Here is a 21,579-nt window from a genome sequence, read left to right on the forward strand (position 1 = left end):
CAGATTGCTTGATTCAAATTGTTAAAGAGCGACGCAACAGTGTGTTGCTGCGGGAGTGGAATTCTACTCAACCGCCTTCTCGAGTCAAGCCTTATTTTCAAAGGCTTTTCGAGGTTACCGACGAGGTTGTTTGCGTTGCCGCTTGCCCTGTCGATGTGGCGCATTATAGAGATCCAGCTCACATTGGCAAGGCTTTACCGCAATAAAATTGCAAAAAAGTGCAATTTTTGGTTATTCATATCAACACACAGCCTTTATACAGACTTATCCACAACCAAGGGTAAAGTGAGGACGTTTTACACCGGATAAATGCCTTACAAGGGTACTGGCTTGGCACTCATCCACCATTGCCGCACTGTCGCGTCTAACGCGCAGCGCCCTCGACATCTTCTATATAAGAAGGCCTATGAGGAATATATAGAAGCGCTTATCCCAATCCAGCCTCTTTGACCCAGCACGCCATCAGCTCACCAGCGGGAAGATCCCGGCAGCCCGATACATCCTGCCCAGCCCAGAGCGGAGAGAAGCCACTATCCCCCGCCTTCTCGGCGGCGACGCGCAGCGGGGCCAGTGCGCCACTGGCATAGGGGAAGTGAGGGGCAAGATCCGAGAGCGGGCCCAGCTCTTTCATAAGACGGTTGACGATCCCCCGCGCCGGACGTCCACTGAACAGATTGGTCAGTGCCGTCTGCTGGCCCTCTGGTGAATGGATGGCGGCGCGATGCAACGCCGAGGTGGTCGCTTCATGGCAGCAGAGAAAAGCAGTGCCCATCTGCACGGCGCTCGCCCCCATTGCCAACGCGTTGGCGATCCCCTTGTCATCGACGATACCGCCAGCGGCAATCACCGGCAGATCGGTCACCGCGAGGATCTGCGCCAGCAGGGTCAAGGTGCTCTGCTGCAAGGCGAGATCATCGGAGAGGAAATGACCGCGATGGCCGCCCGCCTCCAATCCCTGAGCGATGATGGCGTCGGCACCGTGCTGGGCAAGCCATACGGCCTCCGCCACCGTGGTGGCGCTGGCCAAGACCTTGGCCCCCGCCGCCTTCACTTGGACAAGCAACTCGGGCGCGGGCAGGCCGAAGTGAAAGCTGACCACCGCCGGTCTGAACTCAGCCACCATGGCGGCATGTTCCCCATTGAAAGGTGCACGGCTTGGCGCCGTCGTAACAGCTGGGGGCTGTACGCCGAACTCGGCATAGTAGGGAGCAAGGCACTGCTGCCAGCGGGCCAGTACAACGGGATCCGGTTCCCGTTGCCGATGGCAGAAGAAGTTGATGTTAAATGGCCCAAGACCACTTTGGGCAAGACGCTCCAGTTCGCTGCGCAGCTCCGCTGGCGTGAGCATGGCGGCAGGCAAGGAGCCCAAGCCGCCCGCACGGGTCACGGCCAGCGCCAGCTCGCAGCCCTGCACACCGGCCATCGGTGCCTGAATGATGGGATAACGCATCCCCAGTTCGCTAAAGAAGCTCATCCATTCATCCCACTTGTCGTATCGGCGACCAGATGTGCACGGGCCAGCGCAATGGCGCCGTCGATGGCACTGCGCGCCTGCGGGCTGTTCTGCCAACAGGTCGAGCCCAGCATGCTGGCTACCCGCTGGACAATATGGGTGGTGTCGGCCTCGGCCAATCCGGCCAGGGTATGGTAGCCAAGCTGTTCGATCCGCTCGATAACCGTCGGCCCCACTCCTTTCACCCCGAGCAGCATTGCCCGCTCTTGCGGGCCAAACCGGTTGTTGCCATCCATCTTTCAGACTCCTTTCCGATAGCTGTGGTTAAACATCAGGCCCGCAAGGGGCCTGATGGAGAGAGTGAAGGCTTAACGCACGCTGCGCAGCAGGAAGTCCGGCTGACCACAGGAGCGACGCTCACGCTTTTGCATTTCGGCGGAGCAGGTGACCGCATCCGTCCCCTCTTTATTGACGCAGATGTAGATCTCCCGCAGGAAGCGGCCACCATCGGCGCAAGCCACCGTGATGTTGTCGGGCGCCAGCCACTGGTTGGCGCTCGCCAGATCGGCCTTGAGCTGGAAGGTGCTCTTGCGCAGCGGCGCTTCCGGGGATTGATAGGCCACCGGGATCTTCACCTTCTGGCGCAGATCGCTAGCCAGCTGATGGAAGGCCTGCTGGCTCAGACCGGAGCAGGTACCGTGCTTCTCCCACTCATGGCGATAGAGGAAACGGCTGGGGTAAAGGTCGGCAAACTCGCTCTCCATATCGGGATCGAGCCGTTCGCGGGTGCAACTGCTGGGATAACCGCGATCGTACTGAGGCCAGAGACCGTGCAGCACGAACCCCAGCTTGCGGGAACACTGGTCCCGATCCGCCGGTTTGACGGCGCAGTGCTCGGGCGACCAGGAGAGCGCCATGGCGTAATAATCAAACTCTCCCGCCTCCCCTTTGGCCTGTGCGGCCGAGGAGAGCAACAAACCACCCGCCAGCAGGGCAATCATCTTCTTCATCTATATATATCCATTTCAACCAACTCGGGAATGGCTGCAATGCTCCCATATTCCAGCGCGCGGAAACAGTGCTCCCGCCAAGGCTTGCGACAAGGGTCAGACCACTTCGGGGTTTCACCGGATAATAACGAGGCGTAAGCTGGCATCCTGGCGCCGGGTGCGCCACCGCATCATTTCAAGCAACCACAGGATGTAACATGATCCGCAAGAATCCCTCCGGCCATCTGCCTGTCATCGACGAATCCGCCTATATCGACAAGACCGCCATCATCTGCGGCAAGGTGATCATCAAAGAGAATGTCTTTGTCGGCCCCTATGCGGTGATCCGTGCCGACGAGGTGGATGAGAGTGGAGATATGGAACCCATCGTCATCGGCGCCAACTCCAATATCCAGGACGGGGTGGTGATCCACTCCAAATCCGGCGCCGCCGTCACCATCGGCGAGTACACCTCCATCGCCCACCGCTCCATCGTCCACGGACCGTGCGAAGTGGGAAACCGGGTCTTTATCGGCTTCAACAGCGTGCTGTTCAACTGCCATATCGGTGACGGTGCCGTGGTGCGTCACAACTCGGTGATCGATGGCTGCGATCTGCCGCCGGAGTTCTACGTCCCCTCCACCACCCGCATCAACCAGCAGAGCGATCTGACCCATATCCCGCGGGTTTCGGTAGATGCCGCCGAGTTCTCCGAGGACGTGGCCCACACCAATATCGATCTGGTCAAAGGGTACAAGGCGCTCTCCAACGAGTTCTGAGCCCTTTCTTTATTACCAGAGAACAAAACGGGCGCCGAGGCGCCCGTTGCTGTTTCTATTTCTACTTATATATGTGCGGGTCAGGAGCACTTCTTCAGGCTTATATGCCAGTTGGCGCCGGATTGCACCTGATGCTTGGCGGCGAAGCTGTCCATGTTCAGCGCCACCGACACCTGCAGCAGGCTGTTGAGGTAGACCAGCGGCTGACCTTCCGGCACGTCACCGAAGCTGCTGACGTAAGGGGCCTTGCCGTCATATTTGACCACATCCCCTTCGCGGATCTTGATGCAGGCGTTATCTCCCTTGTTGATCCCCGCCTTGGTCAGCAGGGCATCATCGATATTGGTCCAGACGTTGCCGTACTGCACATCGAGGATCGGGATGGTGCCCTTGAGGGTGCCATCCTGCTCGGCGACTGCAGGCTGATAGGGGATCTTCACCACTTCGAGGGGCAGCAGCGGGCCGACCTGCTCGTAGCTGATGGCGCCGGAAGCGAGCCGCGCGCCGGTATAGGCGTACACATCGCGGCCGTGGAAGGTGTAGGACTTCTCGGAGCCCTTGAGGCGGTTGAGCTTCTCATCAATCTGGCGCACCGCCTCGATGCCGAAGTGCTCGGCCACCAGGGTCAGGGTGCCGTTGTCCGGGGTCACGATGTAGTGGCCGCTCCTGGTCTTGAGCACTACTGACTTGCGCTCGGTGCCAACACCGGGATCCACCACGCTGACAAACACTGTGCCCTTGGGCCAATACTGCAGGGTCTGGTAGAGGCGGTAGGAGGCTTCCCAGATGTTGTAAGCCGGGATCTCGTGGGTCAGGTCATAGAGCGGCAGGGTGCGATCCACCCCGAAGGCAACCCCCTTCATGGCCGATACGGCACCATCTTTGAGGCCGAAATCGGTCTGGATCACCAGCGCTTCGTTGGCGGCGGCGATGCCGCTTGCCAGCATGAGGGCGAGCGCGATGGCGCGGGGAGCGGTGCGAATATCCATATCTGAACTCCTGAATCATCTGAGGATAACGAAACGGCGACAGCCATTTAGACATCCAGACTGCCACCAATGGATTTTTTTGCAAGGGGTTTGCAACAAAGTGAGGGACGACTCGCAGAAATTGTGCTCGCCAAACGTCGGCGACGGGGGTATCAAAGGCAGAATGGGAAAACGTTTACAATACAGGAGCTCAGCACCATGACACAACCCGTACCGGAGATGATGACCCTGCTGCTGGAGATTGGTGAACAGAGCAGTCAGCTCTGGCTGAGCCAGCCAGAAGCGGCCCCGTCACACTACCCGCTGGCCTTTGGCACCCACGCCATCCAGCCCGGACCGTTTCGCCACGCGCCGCCCACCCCGCTCGAACTGGAGCGGGCCATCATGGTGGTGGAGGATGAGCTGATGCGCATCGCCCCGCAGATCCCGCCCGGCTTGCAGCTGACCCTGCGCAGCCAGCCGTCGCTGGCCGAAGCGCTGGGGGACAACCAGATCGACCGGGATCTGGTGGAGCAAGCCTTTGGCCAGCTGGCCGCGATGGCGGAAGGGGATCCCCTCGCCGCCAGCTTGCTGCCCCGCGACGAGCACTTTGCCGCCGTGCTGCTGATCGTCAGGGAGTGGCTGCACCATCTGGCCAGCGAGAGCGTGCTGATTGTGGAGTAGAGTCATGGCGGATGTCCCTTGCACTGCCGACTCGCGGTAAAACAGGAGCGCGGCGACGAGGTCCTGCGCCACCGCCATGCACGGCATGCAAAACCGGGAGCTATGCGCCCTTGCTCATCATCGCCTTCTGCCGCGCCCCCTGCTTCTGTTACCATCGCGGCCACGATCACTCACTGCATCGTGGCCGCAGGCCGCGATAACCCCGACTGGTGCCCCTATGTCCACAGCCTCCTTTGCCGAACTGGCCCTCTCCCCCCGCTTGCAGCAGACCCTGAGCGAACTGGGCTATGCCGCCCCCACCCCCATTCAGGCTCGCGCCATCCCCGTCATTCTGGCGGGGCGGGATCTGATGGCGGGGGCACAGACCGGCACCGGCAAGACCGCCGCCTTTGTGCTGCCGCTGCTGGAGCAGTTGCTGGCGCAGCCACAAATGGAGTCCCAACGCCCGATCCGGGCGCTGGTGCTGGTGCCGACCCGCGAGCTGGCGGTGCAGGTCGCCGAGAGCGTGGCGCGCTACGGCCAGGGAACCGGTCTCACCAGCACGCAAGTCTACGGCGGGGTGAGTATCGCGGCGCAGGTGGAGGCGCTTCAGACCGGGGTGGATATCCTGATCGCCACCCCGGGCCGTCTGCTCGACCATCTGCGTCAGGGGGCCTTGAGCCTTGATAGCCTCCGCCATCTGGTGTTTGACGAAGCAGACCGCATGCTCGACATGGGCTTTATGGACGAGATCAAGGCGCTGCTGAAACAGATCCCGGCGGGTCGCCAGACCCTGCTCTTCTCCGCCACCTGCGACGACAACCTGTTTGCTTTGAGCAAGGTGCTGCTGCGCGACCCCGAGCTGATTGAAGTGGCGCCGCGCAACACCACGGCGGCCGAGGTGGAGCAGCGGGTCTACACGGTGGACAGTGATCGCAAGCTGGCGCTGGTCGAACACATGCTGAAAGTGAAAGGGTGGGCACCGGCGCTGATCTTCAGCCGCACCCGCCAAGGGGCGGACAAGCTAGCCCAGCAGCTTGGCAAGGCTGACATCAATGCCCTCGCCTTCCACGGCGATCTGTCGCAAAGCGCGCGGGAAAAAGTGCTGCTGGAGTTTCGCGCCGGTACCCTGCAGGCGCTGGTCGCCACCGATGTGGCAGCCCGCGGCCTCGATATCAGCGATCTCAACTATGTGATTAACCTCGAGTTCCCGTTTGTGGCGGAGGATTACGTCCACCGTATCGGTCGCACCGGCCGCGCCGGCAACAAGGGGCTCGCCATTACCCTGTTCAGCCCGGAAGATGCGCCGCTGTTGGAGAAGGTGGAAGCTGTGCTCGACACCCGTTTGCCCCAGCAGTGGTTTCCGGGCTTTGAGCCGGATCTCACCCGCTTCGAGCCCGAGCCGCGCCGCAACAGCAAGGCGGCCCAGAAGCAGCGCGCCAGAAAGCAGGCGCTCGCTGGCAACAAGGGTGGCAAAGGCAAGCGTTAAGCCGCCCTGCGCCGCCAACAAAAAACGCCCGCATGGGCGTTTTTTGTTATCTGACAGGAGCCTGCTCTTGGCGAGTAGAACCCTAGCGGGTCGCCAGCACCAGTGGCAGGGATCGCAAGATCTGCCGCTCCGCCAGGGTCGAGAGGATAAACATCACCATATAGCCAAGCCCCAGCGCCACGATAATCGCCACCACGTTGGCGGTGAACTCGGCCACCAGATAGTAGGCGGCGACCAGCGCCACTATGCCAGCCAGCCGGATCAGCAAACTCCGGGTAAAGTGACCGTGAGCCTTGATATAGGCGAGCTGATAGCCGTTAAGCATCATAAAGATAAAGAAGATGGAGAAGTGGAACAGCACAGGCACAGCACCCACGTATTCGGCGGGGAAGAACAGCAATACCAGCGGCTTGCCCGCCAGCAGCATCAAACCAAAGAAGGCCAGACTGACGATGGCGGAGAGCCGGAAGATCCAGCGGCGGATCATCCGGATCTGGCGGTGGTCGCCATTGCGCAGATTGACCGCCAGCTCAGGCAGCACAAAGCGGTAGATGGGGAAGACGAACAAGGTGGTCATATAGGTAAAGATGGGGCGAACCACCACCTGAAAATCCCCCAGCTCGTCGATGCTGAAGTGGCGGATAGTGAGCAGCACAGTGATGTAAATCATCAGAATGCTGGCCCCCGCCTCCAGGGAGGCGGTAAAGCTCTTCTTCACATAGCTCACCATCTCGGGACCGAGCGCCACCTTGGCCAGCGGCCTGGTGGCGATGGCCCGGCGCCGCGAAACATACATATAACCGGCGATGGCGAGCGACGAGAAGGTCAGCCCGTAGAAGAGCGAGGCAAGCGCATCCATCCCGAGCCCAAAGTAGCAGGCCATAAAGAGCAGGCCGTTGGCCAGCGGCTCCAGCCAGGTGACCCGGTTGGAGAGCGCATACATCCGGTACATGGCCACCAGATTGGTGAAGTAGACCTTGAGCCCCAGCCCGAAGATGACCCCCACCAGTTGCAGATACTCCACCCGGATATGGAGCCCGTGCTTGATATAGGGGATCACCGCCCCCCAGGTGAGCAGCACAATGCCGATGAGGAAGTAGCGAAAGATATTGATAATGTCCCGATCGTTTTTGGTCTGGGAGTAGCTCACCACCATGGAGGAACGAAAACCAGTCATCAGGATAAAGGAGAGGGAGATCAAATCCACCACGCTGTTGAACAGCGCCAGCTCCCCCTTGGCGACCCATTGCGCCAGCCACACCTTGAAGGCGAAGCCAATAACGATGCTGACCAGCGAGGCCCACATCCCGGTGATAAAGGCCTGCTTGAGGCGCGCGAGAGAGGCGTATTGCATAACGAAAATGGATAACTTGCAGGGAAAAGAGAGAGGGCCATCTTATGAAAGCCTCCCTCCCTTGAACAGCGTTAATGCCACGCACTCACAGCCACCCAAAAAAACCGCCAATGCAAAACACCCGCTTATTTCCTGAAAACGGGCGTTTTGTGGTGCGCCGTTATGGCTGCTGATTGCAGCGATGGCACGGCTTGCTGCCAGTCTGTCGCGCAACCCTTATGACTGCGGCACCGCCTTGATCAGCTCCTCGTAGTGATCAATCAGCTCGGGGCCGTGCAGCGGCGAGTCGTGACCGCCAATCACCGTCTTGATCGGCAGCTTCATCGCCTTGAGCCGCTCGATGGTCTGCGGATACGCCTTCACATTGGCAAAGCTCAGGTTGCCCAGCTTCTCCTTGAGGATGCAGTTGCCATAGAGCACCTGCTCGTCGGGGAAGTAGACAAAGATGCCGTCCGGCGTGTGGGCCGGGCCCGCGTAGAAGGCGCGCACCTTGCCCTCTTGCAGCGTGAAGTCACCATCGTGCACCACGTTGGGCAGCACCAGCGGCAGATCCGGATACTCCGGCAGCCCCTTGCGGGTAAAGGCGACAATCTCGGCCCAGTCGCTCTTCATCAGATCCCGGGTCTGGCGCGTCGCCACCACCTTGGCCCCGATGGACTTCCAGTAGGCGTTACCGCCCGCCCGATCGGTGTGGTAGTTGGTGTTGATCACCTCCAGCACCGGCTTGCTGCTGACCCGTTTAATGAGCTTGTGCAGCTCGCGGGCGGTATCCGGCGTCCAGGTCGCCCCCACCACCGTCACCCCCTTGGCCCCGAAATAGACCATGGAGTTCTCTTTGACGTAGTAGTTATCTTCAACAACATAGACAGGGCCGCTCACCTGCTTGAGCTCGATCCCCGCCGCCCGCACGCTGCCCCCCCAGAAACTCGCCATCAGCACCACGGCCCCGGCCAATATGCACTTCATCCAACCTTTCATCATCTTGATCCCTCGAACCAACCGCCCCCTCGCCACCCCTGTGGCAAGCCGGGCCTTTTAAGCAGTGAGCAGAAGATACGGGGGATTTGTGAGGGGAAAATGAGGTTGTGTGAAGAGAAGGTGAAGTCAGGGGAACGTACGGAAAAATCGGCAACGACCTCCTTTTCGCGAACATCCGAATACGCTGCGCCATTCGAATCTGCAACACAGATAGCTGCCCCTCACCCTAGCCCTCTCCCGAGGGAGAGGGGATGGCCCATGCCAATTCCAAACTCCCATCCCCACCCGTACCTCGCACGTAAAGCACAATCAGCGGAGCCTATTTGTCCCCTTCTCACCTTGCGGGAGAAGGGCTGGGGATGAGGGGGAGGTAACAATAAGCCACATCATGTAGGGACGATTAGCGCAGCGTAATCGTCCGTTTACCGCCGAGCATCGAGTCATGGCAAGACAGGCAGGACACTCTGGATATCAGCGGCCTCTCGGCAACGCCCTATTCGCGAACGTCCGAATACGCTTCGCTATTCGAACCTACAGCCCTCACATATAGAAAAAACATATTGTTTAATATACAGTATACAGTGTACATAGTCTTACACATTAATGGAGATCTCATGAGTGATGTAGAATCAATAATTAGCACCAAAAGAAATACATTAAAAACAGATCGACTAGACATGTCATTCGGCGAATTAATGAACATGTTTGAAGACGGTGATTTATTTATAACTCCTGAATATCAACGCGTATTTAGATGGACTAATTTTCAGCAAACAAGATTTATCGAGTCTGTATTACTTGGCATTCCCATCCCCCCCATATTTGTTGCTGAAGATAATGATGGAAAATGGGAGGTTGTTGATGGTCTCCAGAGAATTTCAACAATATTTTCATTTTTTGGCTTACTCGATACTTTACCAGAAAAAAACAATTCAACATTAACTACTGGGGAGATGGTCCCTGAACTTGAGGGAATAAACCTAGATACCCTTCCATTAAAACTAAAAACAACTATCAAGAGAGCAGTTTGTCGTGTTGAAATTGTTCGATGGGATAGTCAGGAAGATATTAGATATGAGTTGTTTAACCGTCTAAACACTGGGGCAAGTCCTCTATCTGACCAAGAAATCAGAAACTGCATATTTAGATCATATCCTGTCGACCTTAATGGGATATTACGAGAAATTGCATCTCTTGAGATATTCAACAATTTAATACAACCAAGTAAAGCTAAGAAAGAACAAATGTTTCTTGAAGAACTGGTGTTGCGTTTCTTTGCATTTAAATATTTCAAAGATGACTTTAAAACAACTGTACCACAATTCCTTACTGAATTTATGAAAGCAGTTTCCAGTGGGAAAGAGAGTTTTAATCTAGAAAGCGAAAAGCAATACTTCATAGATTTAATTACTATTTTAAATGGAAAATATGGTAGTAAAATATTCAGACCTAAGGAAGGTGCGAATAAGCGGGGAAATTCTTCTCGGCTGACGCAGTCATTTCATTTCTTCATGTTTGAGCCGATTTTTTCTCCCGTAAATGCCTTGAATCAGCCTATTTAGACCGTTTCTTCGCCATTTAAGGCGTTATTCCCAGTTTTTAGTGAGATCTCTCCCACTGACGTATCATTTGGTCCGCCCGAAACAGGTTGGCCAGCGTGAATAACATCGCCAGTTGGTTATCGTTTTTCAGCAACCCCTTGTATCTGGCTTTCACGAAGCCGAACTGTCGCTTGATGATGCGAAATGGGTGCTCCACCTTGGCCCGGATGCTGGCTTTCATGTATTCGATGTTGATGGCCGTTTTGTTCTTGCGTGGATGCTGTTTCAAGGTTCTTACCTTGCCGGGGCGCTCGGCGATCAGCCAGTCCACATCCACCTCGGCCAGCTCCTTGCGCTGTGGCGCCCCTTGGTAGCCGGCATCGGCTGAGACAAATTGCTCCTCTCCATGCAGCAGATTACCCAGCTGATTGAGGTCATGCTCGTTGGCCGCGGTGGTGACTAGGCTGTGGGTCATGCCACTCTTGGCATCGACACCAATGTGGGCCTTCATGCCAAAGTGCCACTGATTGCCTTTCTTGGTCTGATGCATCTCCGGATCGCGTTGCTGCTCTTTGTTCTTGGTCGAGCTGGGTGCCTCAATGATGGTGGCATCGACCAAGGTGCCTTGGGTCATCATGACGCCTGCTTCGGCCAGCCAGCGATTGATGGTCTTGAACAATTGGCGGGCCAGTTGATGCTGCTCCAGCAGGTGGCGGAAATTCATGATGGTGGTGCGGTCCGGCAAGGCGCTATCCAGGGATAACCGGGCAAACAGACGCATGGAGGCGATTTCGTACAGAGCATCTTCCATCGCGCCATCGCTCAGGTTGTACCAATGCTGCATGCAGTGAATGCGTAGCATGGTTTCCAGCGGATAAGGTCGCCGGCCATTACCAGCCTTGGGGTAAAACGGCTCGATGACTTCCACCATGTTTTGCCATGGTAGAATCTGCTCCATGCGGGACAAGAAAATCTCTTTTCTGGTCTGACGGCGCTTACTGCTGAATTCACTGTCGGCGAAGGTGAGCTGATGACTCATGATGAACCCTGTTCCATGGCTCCAGATGACAAACATGATCTCATATCAGGGACTTGTTCGCACCTTCCCTAAAGGAAACTTTGCCCTTCACATATTTGACTCCATATCATTCTCACTTCCAAAAGTGTTCGATACTATCTCAGGAAATGAGCAATTAATTTTCAAACGAATTGAAAATCTAATTGAAGACGAAGTATATAATGAGATAGGAACGAGCACATTTTCTAATACAAGAATTAGAAAACGAATGGATAGAGCATTAGAGGTATTCTCTAGTGCTACATAAAGTTATTTCAGAAATAATAGAAGAAAATGATTGGAGAGATCGTGAGTTTACAAGACTAAAAGTGAACTCATCAAACGTGGAAGAAATTCTTTGGTGCCGGATGAGCATCCCGATGATCTATGCTCATTGGGAAGGTTTTGTCGTTAATTCATTAAAGATACTGATAGAGCATTTAAACTCCCTCAGTCTAGACCCACTTAATGCGAGTATAAATTTAGTTGTAACTGGATTAGGGGATAACTATAAGTCACTAAGTGGAAAACAATCTTTTCAGCAAAGAATAACTTTCACAAACAACTTTCATAACCTATTAAAAAGTTCATTGAAGTTGTCAAAAAAGATAGATACAAAATCTAACTTGAAGTCTAGTGTTTTAGCGGAAATTTGTGAAATTTTTTCTTTTAACATGGAAAGCTTCAATCCATATACAGCAGATAAGATAGAATAGTAAATATTAGAAATAGCATCGCGCATGGAGAGAACGCATACCAAGTAAACATGGAGAATATAACTAAATATATAACATCTGTAACGGGCGCAATTGACACATTATTGGTTGAAATTGACGATTTCATAAAACAAAAAAAATATTTACGCCCCCAGCAAAATTAAATTCAACCACGTAATAAACCCACCCGCTATGCGGGTAGGTTTATTTTTGTTATTACAAGTCAACCCCAAAATATGTAGCTCACACCAACAATCACCCCAACGGCGGCGTCCGTGGCGGCACCATACGCTTGCTGCCGGTGGACTCGAAGGCCGAGGCAAAGCGCAGCAGGTTGTTGTCGTCATAGGCGCGACCGGCGAAGGTCAGGCCCACCGGCATACCGATATCGGCCATCACCCCCATGGGGACGGTGACGGTCGGCACGCCGAGATGGCGAATGGCGAGGTTGCCGTTGGCAACCCAGATGCCGTTGCTCCAGGCGATATCGGCAGAGGCCGGATTCACATCCGCGTCAGCCGGGGCGACGTCGGCGACGGTGGGGAACAGCACGGCGTCGAGCTTGAGCCCGTCCATCCAGTCTTCCAGGTCCAGCTTGCGGGTCTTTTCCAGACCACGCAGGCCGTCCGGCACTGTGGCGATCTCGTCCCAGGATTTCAGGCCGCGCTTGGCCATATTGACGTACTCGTCCATGCCCGCCGCCAGATCGCCCTCGCGGTTCGGCAGGGTGCCCGGATCGTGGGGGAAGATCTTCGGCCCATCGACATCCTCAAGCTTGTTCAACTTGGGATCGCCGTTGGCGCGCAGGAAGTCGTCGAACGCCCAGCCGGAGAGCTCCCACAGCTCGTCGTTGAGAAACTCCGGGCTCACGATGCCTCGATTGAACACGGTCGGCGCGCCGGGTCGATCCCCTTCGCAGTTGGAGACTAGCGGGAAGTCCACTTCGATGACTTCGGCGCCAGCGGCTTCCAGCGCCTTGCGTGCGTCTTCCCAGAGGGCAATCACGGTCTCGCGGGTATGGATGCGCTGACCGGTCGGGCCGCCGATACCGGGGTTTTCGCTGGTGCCAGCCAGTTCATCCTTGTTGATAAACATGCGCGGCACGCCGAGGCGCTTACCCTTGAGGGCATCGGCCTTGGCAGCCAGCTCCAGATAGGAGGCCGGACGCACCTCGGAGGCCTTGGGCAGCTGCACCCAGGGCTGCATGCGCCACAGATCGCCACGGGTATCGGCATCGTCGGCCACTACCACGTCGAGCACTTCCAGCAGGTCGTTCATGGTGCGGGCATAGGGTACCACCACATCCATGGTCGGAGTCAGCGGCCAGTTGCCACGTACCGAGATGACGCCACGGGACGGGGTGTAGGCACACAGGCCGTTGTTGGAAGCCGGGCCACGGCCGCTCGACCAGGTCTCTTCCGCCAGACCAAAGGCGGAGAAGCTGGCGGCGGTGGCGGTACCGGCGCCGTTGGAGGAGCCGGAGGCAAACGGCGCGGTCAGGTAGTCGGCGTTGTAGGGGCTCTCTGCACGGCCATAGACGCCGCGCTGCATACCGCCATTGGCCATCGGCGGCATATTGGTTTTGCCAAGGCAGATGGCACCGGCGGCGCGCAGGCGCTCCACGGTAAAGGCATCGCGCTGGGCCACCAGATCCTTGAAGGCCGGGCTGCCGGAGGCGGCAGTCAGCCCCTTGACCAGATAGCTGTCTTTGGCGGTGTAGGGGATGCCGTCGAGCGGGCTCAGGGTCTCGCCACGGGCACGGCGGGCATCGGAAGCCTCGGCCTCTTTCAGCGCATCGGGATTGGCGACCACCACGGCGTTGAGTTTGGTGGCTGTCTCGGGGCCGTTGTAAGCCTCGATCCGGGCCAGATAGGCCTTGACCAGTTCGACCGCTGTGGTGCGGCCTGATTCGAGCGCGGCACGCAGCTCGGCAATGGAAACCTCGGTCACTTCGATCATTTAGGATCTCCTGTAAAAGGGTGACTGTTTGTCATGATGTTCGCCGCATCAGCGCCGGCGACCATCACACCATCAAGAGAGAAAACCCCACTGCGTGGGGTTTTGAATACTCACCGGAACCGGTTCTTATTTGCCGGACGGGATCTGTTGTGTAATGCAGTGGATATTGCCACCGCCCAGCAGGATCTCGCGGGCCGGTACGCCGACCACGGTGTGGTCGGGGAAGATCTCTTCCAGAATGCGCTGGGCTTCGCCATCGGTGGCGGCATCCAGCAACGGGTAGACGATGCGATCGTTGGTGATAAGGAAGTTCACGTAGGAACCGGCCAGACGGCCCTCTGCCTCGCGCGGCACACCGCTGCCGCTCTCGACACCGGCAGACTCCTCTTCAGTGCAGAACAGCGGGCCCGGCTGGGGCAGCTTCCACACTTTCAGCTTGCGACCCTTGGCATCCACCGCCGCTTCCAGCACCTTGAGGGCAGCCACGGAGCGGGCGTACTGGGGATCGTTCTGGTCATCAGTCCAGTGCAGCGCCACTTCACCCGGACGCACGAAGCAGCACATGTTGTCGATGTGGCCGTCGGTTTCGTCCATATAGACGCCTTCGTCCAGCCAGATAAAGCTGGTGACGCCGAGATAGTCGCGCAGGTGCGCTTCGATCTGCGCTTTGGTCAGGTGCGGGTTGCGGTTTTCGTTGAGCAGGCACTCGGCGGTGGTCAGGCAGGTGCCTTCGCCATCGACATGGATGGAGCCCCCTTCCAGAATCAGCGGCGCGTCGTAGCGAGCCATGCCGTGCTGGGCCAGCATCTGGGCAGCGACCTCTTCATCCTGATTCCACGGGTAGTAGAGACCGCCCTTGTGACCGCCCCAGGCGTTGAAGCCCCAGTCCACCCCACGGCACTCGCCGGCAGCGTTGGTGACGATGGTCGGGCCGGTATCGCGAGCCCAGCAGTCATCGCTGTTCATCTCGACCAGAGTTACGTGGGCGGGCATGATGGCGCGGGCCTGCTCCATAAACTGGGCCGGTACCCCCATAAAGACCGGGGTGGCGCCACCGATGGCATCGGCCACCTTGGCGAAGGTCTCTTGCGCGAAGCGACCGGCTACGCGCCAGTTGTCCGGGCGAAACGGCCAGATCATCCAGACGGCCTGCTGGTGCGCCCACTCGGCGGGCATGGTGAAGCCGTCGGCGGCCGGCGTGGAGTTAATGGTCTTGATGCTCATCGCAAGGCTCCTTGCATGGATTGAGGCCCCCGTTTACGCCCGATGCGGCGCGGGAACCCGGAAAAATAATAGTGGGTCGCAGAGTAAGACGTTGCGCCCCCATCCATCAAATGAATAGGATGGATTGTCCCATAAACACGGCGAATAATCCCCCCCATGAAACTGCACCAGCTCGACCTCAATCTGCTGCTCGCGTTTGACGCCCTGATGACGCAGGGCAGCGTCACCCGCGCCGCCGAAGCGCTCTTTATCAGCCAGCCTGCCATGAGCCACTCCCTAAACCGGCTGCGCACCTTTCTCGGTGACCCGCTGCTGGTGCGCACCCCGCAGGGGATGCTGCCGACCCCGCGTGCCCAGCGACTGCATCTGGGGGTGCAGCAGGCGCTGCGGCTGCTGGAGCAGCAGCTCACCGAGGAAGAAGAGTTCGAACCAAGCCAGTCGAAGCGGCGCTTCGTGCTCTGCACCACAGATTACGTGGAGTGCGTGCTGATCCCGCCGCTTATTCAGCGGCTCAGACGGCTGGCGCCGGGGGTCACCATCGAGATCCGCATCCTGCGCGACACCCTGCCCGAAGCCGAGCTGGCGAGCGGCGAGATCGATTTGGTGCTGGGCTTTGACGAATACATGCAGGTACCGGGGTATCTCGGCAAGGAGACCTGGCTCACCGAGCCGCTGGCCGGGCTGGTGCGCGCCGATCTGCCGATTGCCAAATCGGCCCCCTCCGGCGCCGAGGATGACCCCTCCCTGTGGCAGGAGCGCATCACCCTGCCGCAGCTGATCGCCATGCCCCATGTGTTCCACTCGCCGCTGGGCACCTCGGAGGCGAGCCTCGACCGCTATCTGAAGAGTCAGGGCTTTAGCCGCACCATCTCGGTCAACAGTCAGAGTTATATGTCCGCCGCCGCCATCGTTAGCCAGAGCGATCACCTGCTGGTGCTGCCCAGCATGGTGGCCGAGCTGCTCGCCACCCACTGGCCGCTGAAAAGCCTGCCGCTGCCCGAGGATGTGCCCGACTACCACCTCAACTGCGTCTGGCATCCAGTGCACGCACAGCAACCAGCACTGGTATGGCTGAAAGATTTGATGAAAGAGCTGGTGGGGCCAAGGTAATGCTGAGGTAAGCCTCCCAAAAACAACAGTGGCTCCCTCAGGAGCCACTGTTGTTTCTGCTGTATCGCGTTACGCCCGCAGGGCCCGCATCAGCTGGGCGACTACATCGTCCAGCAGGGGGCGATCGGGGCGGCACTGGGCGAAGGTGACCAGCCCTTGCAGGTTGATCAGCAGCAGGGCGGTGAGGGTGTGGATATTGCTATCCGGGGCCAGTTCACCCTTGGCCTGCGCCTGTGTCAGCAACTCGGCCAGATCCTGCTCCAGCTCGCCATAGATACCCTTGACCCGCTGGGTCAGCTCCTCATCCTGCTCGCTCAGCTCCATCATGGTGCGGGTCACCAGACAGGAGCCGCAGAGCGCCTCCCCCACAATCCGGTCGAGATAGGCCGCAAGGCCCGCCAGCGGGCTCGGGTTGTCGAGCAGGGAGCGGCGCAGGGTGCGTTTACCCTCGACATAGTGATCCACCGCCGCCAGCAGCAGGCCGCGCTTGTTGCCAAAGGCGCCGTAAATGCTGCCCGGGTGCAGGCCGGTGGCTGCCACCAGCTCCTGCATGGTGGTCTTGGCATATCCCTTGGCGCGAAACGCTTCCATGGCATTTCGCAGTACCTCGTCCCGATCAAACTCGGCTATGCGCATGGTTCCTCCCGTGGGAAATGGTTCACCGGCAAGGGGCAACAGAGCCCGCCGATAAAGAGTGGCTGGAAAGGGCGGCAAGTTTACCCCAGCCGCCCGCTCGGGCCAACCTTCTTGAACGCGCATTCAAAAAAAGCTTGCGCCCGACGCAAAAAACGTCTTGAATGCACGTTCAAGAATAACCCGTTCAGGACAACCTATCATGAATACCCTGTTTCAGCCGTATCGACTCAATGACACTCTGACCCTGGCCAACCGTTTCATGATGGCCCCGCTCACCCGCTGCATGGCAGGCCCAGGTCTGGTGCCGACCGAGCAGATGGCTGCCTATTACGGCCGCCGCGCCGACATCGGCCTGATTGTTTCAGAGGCCGTCATCATCCGCCCCGACGCGCAGGGCTACCCCAATACCCCGGGCCTCTTCACCCAGGCGCAGATCGATGGCTGGAAGAAAGTGACCAGTGCCGTGCACGCCAAGGGCGGCAAGATCTTCGCCCAGCTGTGGCACGTAGGTCGCCTCTCCCACCCCTTCTTCCATCAGGCTGAAGTGTTGGCCCCCTCTGCCGTGGTGCACGAGGGCACTGTGCCCCGCATGCGCGAGCTGACCTATCAGGTGCCGCGCGCCCTGACCGAGGCCGAAATAGCCCAACTGGTACAGGATTACGCCCAAGCCGCAGCCAACGCCATCGAGGCGGGCTTTGACGGGGTGGAGATCCACGGCGCCAACGGCTACCTGATCGACCAGTTCCTGCACCACTCCACCAATCTGCGCACCGACAACTACGGCGGCAGCCCGGAAAAGATGAGCCGCTTCGCGCTGGAAGTGGTCGATGCCATCAGCACCCGTATCGGTGGTGATCGGGTAGGTATTCGCCTCTCCCCGGGTGCCTATGTCCATCTGGCGGGCAGCCCGGAAGATCGCGCCGTGTTCGACTACCTGCTGGGCAAGCTCAACGATCGCCCGCTGGCCTATATCCACCTCGGCATCTTTGATGACAACCTCACCTTCGATTATCTGGGTGGGCGCGCCTCCGACTATCTGCGCGCCCACTACAAGGGCAATCTGGTCGGTGTGGGCAACTACGACGCCGAGCGCGCCGCTGCGGCCATCGAGGCCAACCGCTTCGATCTGGTGGCCATCGGTCGTCCGCTTATCGCCAACCCGGACTACCTCACCAAGGTGAAGAAGGGAGAAGCACTGGTACCCTACGCCGACACCATGCTGGCCGAGCTGGTATAACCGCGAAGCCATCGCCAGACGACAGGCAATAAAAAACGAGGGGAGCTGTTGCTCCCCTCGTGCTATCTGGCTGATGCCGCATTCCGTTGGTGCGGGCTTAATTGGTGCGGATGCTTAATTGGTACGAAATAGCGCCTCGATGGAGAGCCCCTGGCTCAGCAGGATCTCCCGCAGACGGCGCAGCCCCTCCACCTGGATCTGGCGAACCCGCTCGCGGGTCAGGCCAATCTCGGCTCCCACATCCTCGAGGGTGGCCGGCTCGTAGCCCAGCAGACCAAAACGACGGGCCAGCACTTCCCGCTGCTTGGGATTAAGCTCCTCCAGCCAGTGGACAATGCTGCTGCGCATATCATCTTCCTGAGACTCCAGCTCCGGCCCCATGCCACGCTCGTCGGAGAGCACATCCAGCAACGCCTTGTCGCGATCGCCGCCAATGGGGGTGTCCACCGAGGTGATCTTCTCGTTGAGTTTGAGCATGCGATTCACATCGTCCACTGAACGATCCAGCGCGAAGGCGATATCCTCGGCGGTCGGTTCATGATCAAGACGGTGAGAGAGTTCGCGCGCGGTGCGCAGGTAAACGTTTAACTCCTTGACCACATGAATGGGCAGACGGATGGTGCGGGTCTGGTTCATGATGGCCCGCTCTATGGTCTGGCGGATCCACCAGGTGGCATAGGTGGAGAAACGGAAGCCGCGCTCGGGGTCGAACTTCTCGACCGCACGGATAAGACCGAGGTTGCCCTCTTCGATAAGATCCAGCAGCACCAGGCCGCGGTTGTTGTAACGACGGGCGATTTTGACCACCAGTCGCAGGTTGGACTCGATCATGCGCTTGCGGGCGGCTTTGTCACCTCGCAAGGCACGACGGGCGTAGTAGACTTCCTCTTCGGCAGTGAGCAGCGGGGAGAAACCTATCTCCCCCAGATAGAGTTGCGTGGCATCCATCACCTTGTTCAGTTCCGGTGCCAGGAACTCATCGGAGATAGTCTCGTCCGCCTCGGCGGCTACCTCCTGCAACTCTTCTACCTCGTGAGATTCGGGTTCAGCGTCAAACTCTAACTCTGCATCCTGCATTACCAGTTGTTCTTGGCTCATGGTGTGTCTCCCTGACGTTACCAGAGTAAGACGGTCTCTCTGGGGTTAACGCTTTGGCAAATAGCTCATCGGATTGATCGACTTGCCTCTGTACCGGATCTCGAAATGCAATCGCACATCCGGCGCGTCCGTGCTACCCATGTTGGCAATGACCGAGCCCCCCTTGACGCTGTCCCCTTCCTTCACCCGCAACTCGTCGTTGTGTGCGTAAGCGGAGAGATAGTCATCATCATGCTTGAGGATAATCAGCTTGCCGTACCCCCTTAAAGCACTGCCAGCGTATACCACTTTACCGCTGCTGGCGGCGTAGACGGGTTGCCCCTTCTGGCCGGCTATGTCGATCCCCTTGTTACCCTGTTCTGCAACAGAGAACCCCTCGACAATCCGGCCTTTTGCGGGCCAGTGCCAAGCAAGTCTCGACTGGGAGTTGTTTGTTTTTTGTTCTTTGGACTGAGCGTATTCCTTCGGTGCTGCCGGAGCAACGGATTTCTGAGAGATGAACGGCGTGGTCTGACCAGATCCACTCGGCTCGGCCAACGGACGCGGACCGTTGCTCGGACGGCTCACGGCCACCGGTGTCACGGTTGCCGGACGAGTCGCAGCTACCATCTGGGTCGAACCGCCGCCTGCGGTCTGGACATTGAGCACCTGACCCGGTTGCAGCGCATAGGGGGCGCTCAGGTTGTTGCTCTGGGCCAGCGCCTGCGGTGTCATGCCGAACTGGCGGCCGATGCTGCTCAGGGTATCGCCGCGGCGCACCTCATAGGTACCGGCACTGCGGCTGCTGCCGACACTGGCGCTGGAGCCATCGAGTCGCAGACGCTGCCCCGGATAGATGTTGTAGGGCGGGCTGATGTTGTTGAGGCTGGCCAACGAGGGTACGTCGTTGCCGGAGTTGAAGGCGATGGAGTAGAGGGTATCGCCCCGCTTCACCACATAGCTACCGCCCTGAATGGGGGCGCTGACCTGGGCACCGCTTTGGCGAGCCGGAATGGTCGAGACAAACTGCCCCTCATCAACACCATCTACCGGAGCTGCATTTTTACTGGAGGAGCAGGCAAGCAGCAGCCATGACAACACCACGACACTGCTTCCTTGCCAAATACGCGAACGCATAATGGATCCTTAACGACTAAACCAGAAATAGGCCACCACGGCCAGACCAATACAGAGCCAACCGAGCACATCAACATAGTGCATCAGTTTGCGTTCCATCTTCTCGCCACCCCAACGCATCAGGCCCGCAACCAGGAAAAAGCGCATGCCACGACCGATGAGGGAGGTGATGATGAAGGGCAGCAGAGCCATTTGCAACAACCCTGCCGTCACGGTAAACACCTTGTAGGGGATAGGGGTGAAGCTGGCAATGAAAATGACCCAGATCCCCCACTGCTCAAACCAGTTGCGAGCAATCTCGATCTTGTCCTGATAGCCCACAGACTCCACCAGTGGCAGCACGACCGGATCCCACAGGGCATAGCCAAGGGCATAGCCAAACAGGGCGCCCAGCACAGAGAAGAGGGTGGCCAGCGTGGCGTAGTGCCACGCCTTGTGGGGCTTGGCGAGCGCCATCGGCGCCAGCATCACGTCCACCGGGATCGGCCAGAATACCGACTCGATGAACGCGGTGATGGAGAGATACCAGGGGGCATGCTTGTGGCGAGCCCACTGCATCACCAGTACGTACAAACGGGAAAACAACTTCACTCAACATCTCCGTCAATCAGGGGAACAAAACGTACCGGCTCCAGAATACGGCTGGTCAGCTGGGATCCGGATCGTTCGATCAGCTGCAGGGTCTGCTGGCTGTCACCCACGGGCAACACCAGTCGGCCCCCTTCGGCCAGCTGATCGGTGAGCGCCGTCGGGATCTCGCTCGCCGCGGCCGTCACCAGAATGGCGTCATAAGGCCCCTTGTTGGGCCACCCCAGCCAGCCGTTGCCGTGCTTGGCCGAGACATTGTGCAGATCGAGCTGGCGCAGTCGGCGTCTGGCCTGGAACTGCAGCGACTTGATCCGCTCCACGGTATACACATGCTCCACCAGATGGGCGAGGATCGCCGTCTGGTAGCCCGAGCCAGTGCCAATCTCCAGCACATGGGCCGGATTGTTTTGCATCAGCAACTCGGTCATTCGCGCCACCATATAGGGCTGCGAAATGGTCTGGCCGTGGCCAATGGGCAGGGCGGTGTTATCCCACGCCTTGTGCGCCATGGCCTCGTCCACAAACAGCTGGCGCGGCACTTTCGCGATGGTCGCCAGCACGCGAAAATCGCGAATATCCTGCGCAATGAGCTGATTTAACAGGCGCTGTACTATCACACCACCC

General features: G+C 58.3%; 22 protein-coding genes. 8 read left to right on the top strand and 14 right to left on the bottom strand.

The features are described from left to right. Positions 1-427: 427 nt before the first annotated feature. The 3 genes from ACTG2G_RS06980 to ACTG2G_RS06990 all read right to left on the bottom strand — a co-directional run bounded on the left by ACTG2G_RS06980 (position 428) and on the right by ACTG2G_RS06990 (position 2,463). Positions 428-1,474: an NAD(P)H-dependent flavin oxidoreductase gene (locus ACTG2G_RS06980; protein WP_421209687.1), complete on the bottom strand. Its 1,047-nt coding sequence runs from the start codon at positions 1,472-1,474 to the stop codon at positions 428-430. Further along, positions 1,471-1,749, bottom strand: a complete 279-nt coding sequence (locus ACTG2G_RS06985) for a helix-hairpin-helix domain-containing protein (protein ID WP_158112850.1) — start codon at positions 1,747-1,749, stop codon at positions 1,471-1,473. The genes ACTG2G_RS06980 and ACTG2G_RS06985 overlap by 4 nt, the downstream gene beginning before the upstream one ends. Positions 1,750-1,821: 72 nt before the next feature. Further along, a complete protein-coding gene (locus tag ACTG2G_RS06990) occupies positions 1,822-2,463 on the bottom strand; it encodes a ribonuclease T2 family protein (protein ID WP_158112849.1) in 642 nt (213 codons plus the stop codon). A 197-nt stretch (positions 2,464-2,660) separates the two neighbouring features. On the opposite strand from ACTG2G_RS06990, the gene ACTG2G_RS06995 reads away from it, so the two are divergent. Beyond that, on the top strand, positions 2,661-3,221 hold the full coding sequence (locus ACTG2G_RS06995) for a gamma carbonic anhydrase family protein (RefSeq protein ID WP_005335471.1): 561 nt from the start codon (positions 2,661-2,663) through the stop codon (positions 3,219-3,221). An 80-nt stretch (positions 3,222-3,301) separates the two neighbouring features. On the opposite strand, the gene ACTG2G_RS07000 is transcribed toward ACTG2G_RS06995, so the two are convergent. Then, positions 3,302-4,210, bottom strand: a complete 909-nt coding sequence (locus tag ACTG2G_RS07000; RefSeq protein ID WP_439985308.1) for an SAM hydrolase/SAM-dependent halogenase family protein — start codon at positions 4,208-4,210, stop codon at positions 3,302-3,304. Positions 4,211-4,408: 198 nt separating this feature from the next. On the opposite strand from ACTG2G_RS07000, the gene ACTG2G_RS07005 reads away from it, so the two are divergent. After that, the gene (locus tag ACTG2G_RS07005) at positions 4,409-4,873 is read left to right on the top strand and encodes a hypothetical protein (RefSeq protein WP_421206984.1); all 465 of its coding nucleotides are present in this window, start codon (positions 4,409-4,411) and stop codon (positions 4,871-4,873) included. A 217-nt stretch (positions 4,874-5,090) separates the two neighbouring features. Next, positions 5,091-6,341 carry a DEAD/DEAH box helicase gene (locus tag ACTG2G_RS07010; protein ID WP_439985309.1) on the top strand — a complete coding sequence of 417 codons (1,251 nt, stop codon included), beginning with the start codon at positions 5,091-5,093 and terminating at the stop codon, positions 6,339-6,341. An 82-nt stretch (positions 6,342-6,423) separates the two neighbouring features. On the opposite strand, the gene ACTG2G_RS07015 is transcribed toward ACTG2G_RS07010, so the two are convergent. Both ACTG2G_RS07015 and cphA read right to left on the bottom strand, forming a co-directional pair. Continuing rightward, positions 6,424-7,695 carry a hypothetical protein gene (locus tag ACTG2G_RS07015; protein ID WP_439985310.1) on the bottom strand — a complete coding sequence of 424 codons (1,272 nt, stop codon included), beginning with the start codon at positions 7,693-7,695 and terminating at the stop codon, positions 6,424-6,426. A gap of 216 nt (positions 7,696-7,911) precedes the next feature. Beyond that, positions 7,912-8,676, bottom strand: a complete 765-nt coding sequence (gene cphA, locus ACTG2G_RS07020; RefSeq protein WP_439985311.1) for a CphA family subclass B2 metallo-beta-lactamase — start codon at positions 8,674-8,676, stop codon at positions 7,912-7,914. A gap of 611 nt (positions 8,677-9,287) precedes the next feature. On the opposite strand from cphA, the gene ACTG2G_RS07025 reads away from it, so the two are divergent. Next, positions 9,288-10,235 carry a DUF262 domain-containing protein gene (locus tag ACTG2G_RS07025; protein WP_439985312.1) on the top strand — a complete coding sequence of 316 codons (948 nt, stop codon included), beginning with the start codon at positions 9,288-9,290 and terminating at the stop codon, positions 10,233-10,235. Between the two features lie 37 nt (positions 10,236-10,272). Here the strand turns inward: ACTG2G_RS07025 and ACTG2G_RS07030 are convergent, their stop codons facing one another. Continuing rightward, positions 10,273-11,253 (bottom strand): IS5-like element IS5 family transposase, encoded by a 981-nt coding sequence (locus tag ACTG2G_RS07030; protein ID WP_232093577.1) that lies wholly within the window; start codon positions 11,251-11,253, stop codon positions 10,273-10,275. Between the two features lie 275 nt (positions 11,254-11,528). On the opposite strand from ACTG2G_RS07030, the gene ACTG2G_RS07035 reads away from it, so the two are divergent. Together ACTG2G_RS07035 and ACTG2G_RS07040 are read left to right on the top strand one after the other, a co-directional pair. Beyond that, positions 11,529-11,987 carry an MAE_28990/MAE_18760 family HEPN-like nuclease gene (locus tag ACTG2G_RS07035; protein WP_439985313.1) on the top strand — a complete coding sequence of 153 codons (459 nt, stop codon included), beginning with the start codon at positions 11,529-11,531 and terminating at the stop codon, positions 11,985-11,987. 50 nt (positions 11,988-12,037) lie between these two features. Beyond that, positions 12,038-12,151 carry a hypothetical protein gene (locus tag ACTG2G_RS07040; protein ID WP_439985314.1) on the top strand — a complete coding sequence of 38 codons (114 nt, stop codon included), beginning with the start codon at positions 12,038-12,040 and terminating at the stop codon, positions 12,149-12,151. Between the two features lie 91 nt (positions 12,152-12,242). Here the strand turns inward: ACTG2G_RS07040 and ACTG2G_RS07045 are convergent, their stop codons facing one another. Further along, positions 12,243-13,946, bottom strand: coding sequence for an amidase (locus ACTG2G_RS07045; protein WP_439985315.1), 1,704 nt, complete (start codon positions 13,944-13,946; stop codon positions 12,243-12,245). Positions 13,947-14,072: 126 nt separating this feature from the next. Further along, positions 14,073-15,170, bottom strand: coding sequence for an agmatine deiminase (gene aguA / locus ACTG2G_RS07050; RefSeq protein ID WP_439985316.1), 1,098 nt, complete (start codon positions 15,168-15,170; stop codon positions 14,073-14,075). Between the two features lie 156 nt (positions 15,171-15,326). Here aguA and ACTG2G_RS07055 point away from each other — a divergent pair, with 156 nt between their 5' ends. Beyond that, on the top strand, positions 15,327-16,280 hold the full coding sequence (locus ACTG2G_RS07055) for a LysR family transcriptional regulator (protein WP_368175497.1): 954 nt from the start codon (positions 15,327-15,329) through the stop codon (positions 16,278-16,280). Between the two features lie 69 nt (positions 16,281-16,349). Here the strand turns inward: ACTG2G_RS07055 and ACTG2G_RS07060 are convergent, their stop codons facing one another. Then, on the bottom strand, positions 16,350-16,916 hold the full coding sequence (locus ACTG2G_RS07060; RefSeq protein WP_005335495.1) for a TetR/AcrR family transcriptional regulator: 567 nt from the start codon (positions 16,914-16,916) through the stop codon (positions 16,350-16,352). A 199-nt stretch (positions 16,917-17,115) separates the two neighbouring features. Here ACTG2G_RS07060 and ACTG2G_RS07065 point away from each other — a divergent pair, with 199 nt between their 5' ends. Continuing rightward, positions 17,116-18,153, top strand: a complete 1,038-nt coding sequence (locus ACTG2G_RS07065) for an alkene reductase (RefSeq protein WP_421387050.1) — start codon at positions 17,116-17,118, stop codon at positions 18,151-18,153. A 114-nt stretch (positions 18,154-18,267) separates the two neighbouring features. Here ACTG2G_RS07065 and rpoS read toward each other — a convergent pair whose 3' ends face one another. From rpoS to ACTG2G_RS07085, 4 genes are read right to left on the bottom strand one after another with little or no spacing between them, the layout of a single operon-like run. After that, positions 18,268-19,251 (bottom strand): RNA polymerase sigma factor RpoS, encoded by a 984-nt coding sequence (gene rpoS, locus ACTG2G_RS07070; protein ID WP_421387049.1) that lies wholly within the window; start codon positions 19,249-19,251, stop codon positions 18,268-18,270. Positions 19,252-19,296: 45 nt separating this feature from the next. After that, entirely contained in the window at positions 19,297-20,367 is a 1,071-nt protein-coding gene (locus ACTG2G_RS07075) for a LysM peptidoglycan-binding domain-containing protein (protein WP_421387048.1), read from the bottom strand. Positions 20,368-20,376: 9 nt separating this feature from the next. Continuing rightward, entirely contained in the window at positions 20,377-20,958 is a 582-nt protein-coding gene (locus tag ACTG2G_RS07080) for a YqaA family protein (RefSeq protein WP_021229508.1), read from the bottom strand. Continuing rightward, on the bottom strand, positions 20,955-21,572 hold the full coding sequence (locus ACTG2G_RS07085) for a protein-L-isoaspartate(D-aspartate) O-methyltransferase (protein ID WP_005335507.1): 618 nt from the start codon (positions 21,570-21,572) through the stop codon (positions 20,955-20,957). Before ACTG2G_RS07085 ends, ACTG2G_RS07080 begins: the two co-directional genes overlap by 4 nt. Between the last annotated feature and the right edge of the window lie 7 nt (positions 21,573-21,579).

It is taken from the genome of Aeromonas sp. 55A (assembly GCF_051919665.1).
GTDB lineage: Bacteria > Pseudomonadota > Gammaproteobacteria > Enterobacterales > Aeromonadaceae > Aeromonas > Aeromonas veronii.

What these genes read in the sequence shown, in the direction of transcription:
- ACTG2G_RS07075 (WP_421387048.1), bottom strand. Translation starts at nt 20,367, where the DNA reads ATGCGTTCGCGTATTTGGCAAGGAAGCAGTGTCGTGGTGTTGTCATGG.
- ACTG2G_RS07045 (WP_439985315.1), bottom strand. Translation starts at nt 13,946, where the DNA reads ATGATCGAAGTGACCGAGGTTTCCATTGCCGAGCTGCGTGCCGCGCTC.
- ACTG2G_RS07010 (WP_439985309.1), top strand. Translation starts at nt 5,091, where the DNA reads ATGTCCACAGCCTCCTTTGCCGAACTGGCCCTCTCCCCCCGCTTGCAG.
- ACTG2G_RS06995 (WP_005335471.1), top strand. Translation starts at nt 2,661, where the DNA reads ATGATCCGCAAGAATCCCTCCGGCCATCTGCCTGTCATCGACGAATCC.
- ACTG2G_RS06990 (WP_158112849.1), bottom strand. Translation starts at nt 2,463, where the DNA reads ATGAAGAAGATGATTGCCCTGCTGGCGGGTGGTTTGTTGCTCTCCTCG.
- aguA (WP_439985316.1), bottom strand. Translation starts at nt 15,170, where the DNA reads ATGAGCATCAAGACCATTAACTCCACGCCGGCCGCCGACGGCTTCACC.
- ACTG2G_RS07060 (WP_005335495.1), bottom strand. Translation starts at nt 16,916, where the DNA reads ATGCGCATAGCCGAGTTTGATCGGGACGAGGTACTGCGAAATGCCATG.
- ACTG2G_RS07055 (WP_368175497.1), top strand. Translation starts at nt 15,327, where the DNA reads ATGAAACTGCACCAGCTCGACCTCAATCTGCTGCTCGCGTTTGACGCC.
- ACTG2G_RS07000 (WP_439985308.1), bottom strand. Translation starts at nt 4,210, where the DNA reads ATGGATATTCGCACCGCTCCCCGCGCCATCGCGCTCGCCCTCATGCTG.
- ACTG2G_RS07030 (WP_232093577.1), bottom strand. Translation starts at nt 11,253, where the DNA reads ATGAGTCATCAGCTCACCTTCGCCGACAGTGAATTCAGCAGTAAGCGC.
- rpoS (WP_421387049.1), bottom strand. Translation starts at nt 19,251, where the DNA reads ATGAGCCAAGAACAACTGGTAATGCAGGATGCAGAGTTAGAGTTTGAC.
- ACTG2G_RS07025 (WP_439985312.1), top strand. Translation starts at nt 9,288, where the DNA reads ATGAGTGATGTAGAATCAATAATTAGCACCAAAAGAAATACATTAAAA.
- ACTG2G_RS07065 (WP_421387050.1), top strand. Translation starts at nt 17,116, where the DNA reads ATGAATACCCTGTTTCAGCCGTATCGACTCAATGACACTCTGACCCTG.
- ACTG2G_RS07005 (WP_421206984.1), top strand. Translation starts at nt 4,409, where the DNA reads ATGACACAACCCGTACCGGAGATGATGACCCTGCTGCTGGAGATTGGT.
- cphA (WP_439985311.1), bottom strand. Translation starts at nt 8,676, where the DNA reads ATGATGAAAGGTTGGATGAAGTGCATATTGGCCGGGGCCGTGGTGCTG.
- ACTG2G_RS07015 (WP_439985310.1), bottom strand. Translation starts at nt 7,695, where the DNA reads ATGCAATACGCCTCTCTCGCGCGCCTCAAGCAGGCCTTTATCACCGGG.
- ACTG2G_RS06980 (WP_421209687.1), bottom strand. Translation starts at nt 1,474, where the DNA reads ATGAGCTTCTTTAGCGAACTGGGGATGCGTTATCCCATCATTCAGGCA.
- ACTG2G_RS07040 (WP_439985314.1), top strand. Translation starts at nt 12,038, where the DNA reads ATGGAGAATATAACTAAATATATAACATCTGTAACGGGCGCAATTGAC.
- ACTG2G_RS06985 (WP_158112850.1), bottom strand. Translation starts at nt 1,749, where the DNA reads ATGGATGGCAACAACCGGTTTGGCCCGCAAGAGCGGGCAATGCTGCTC.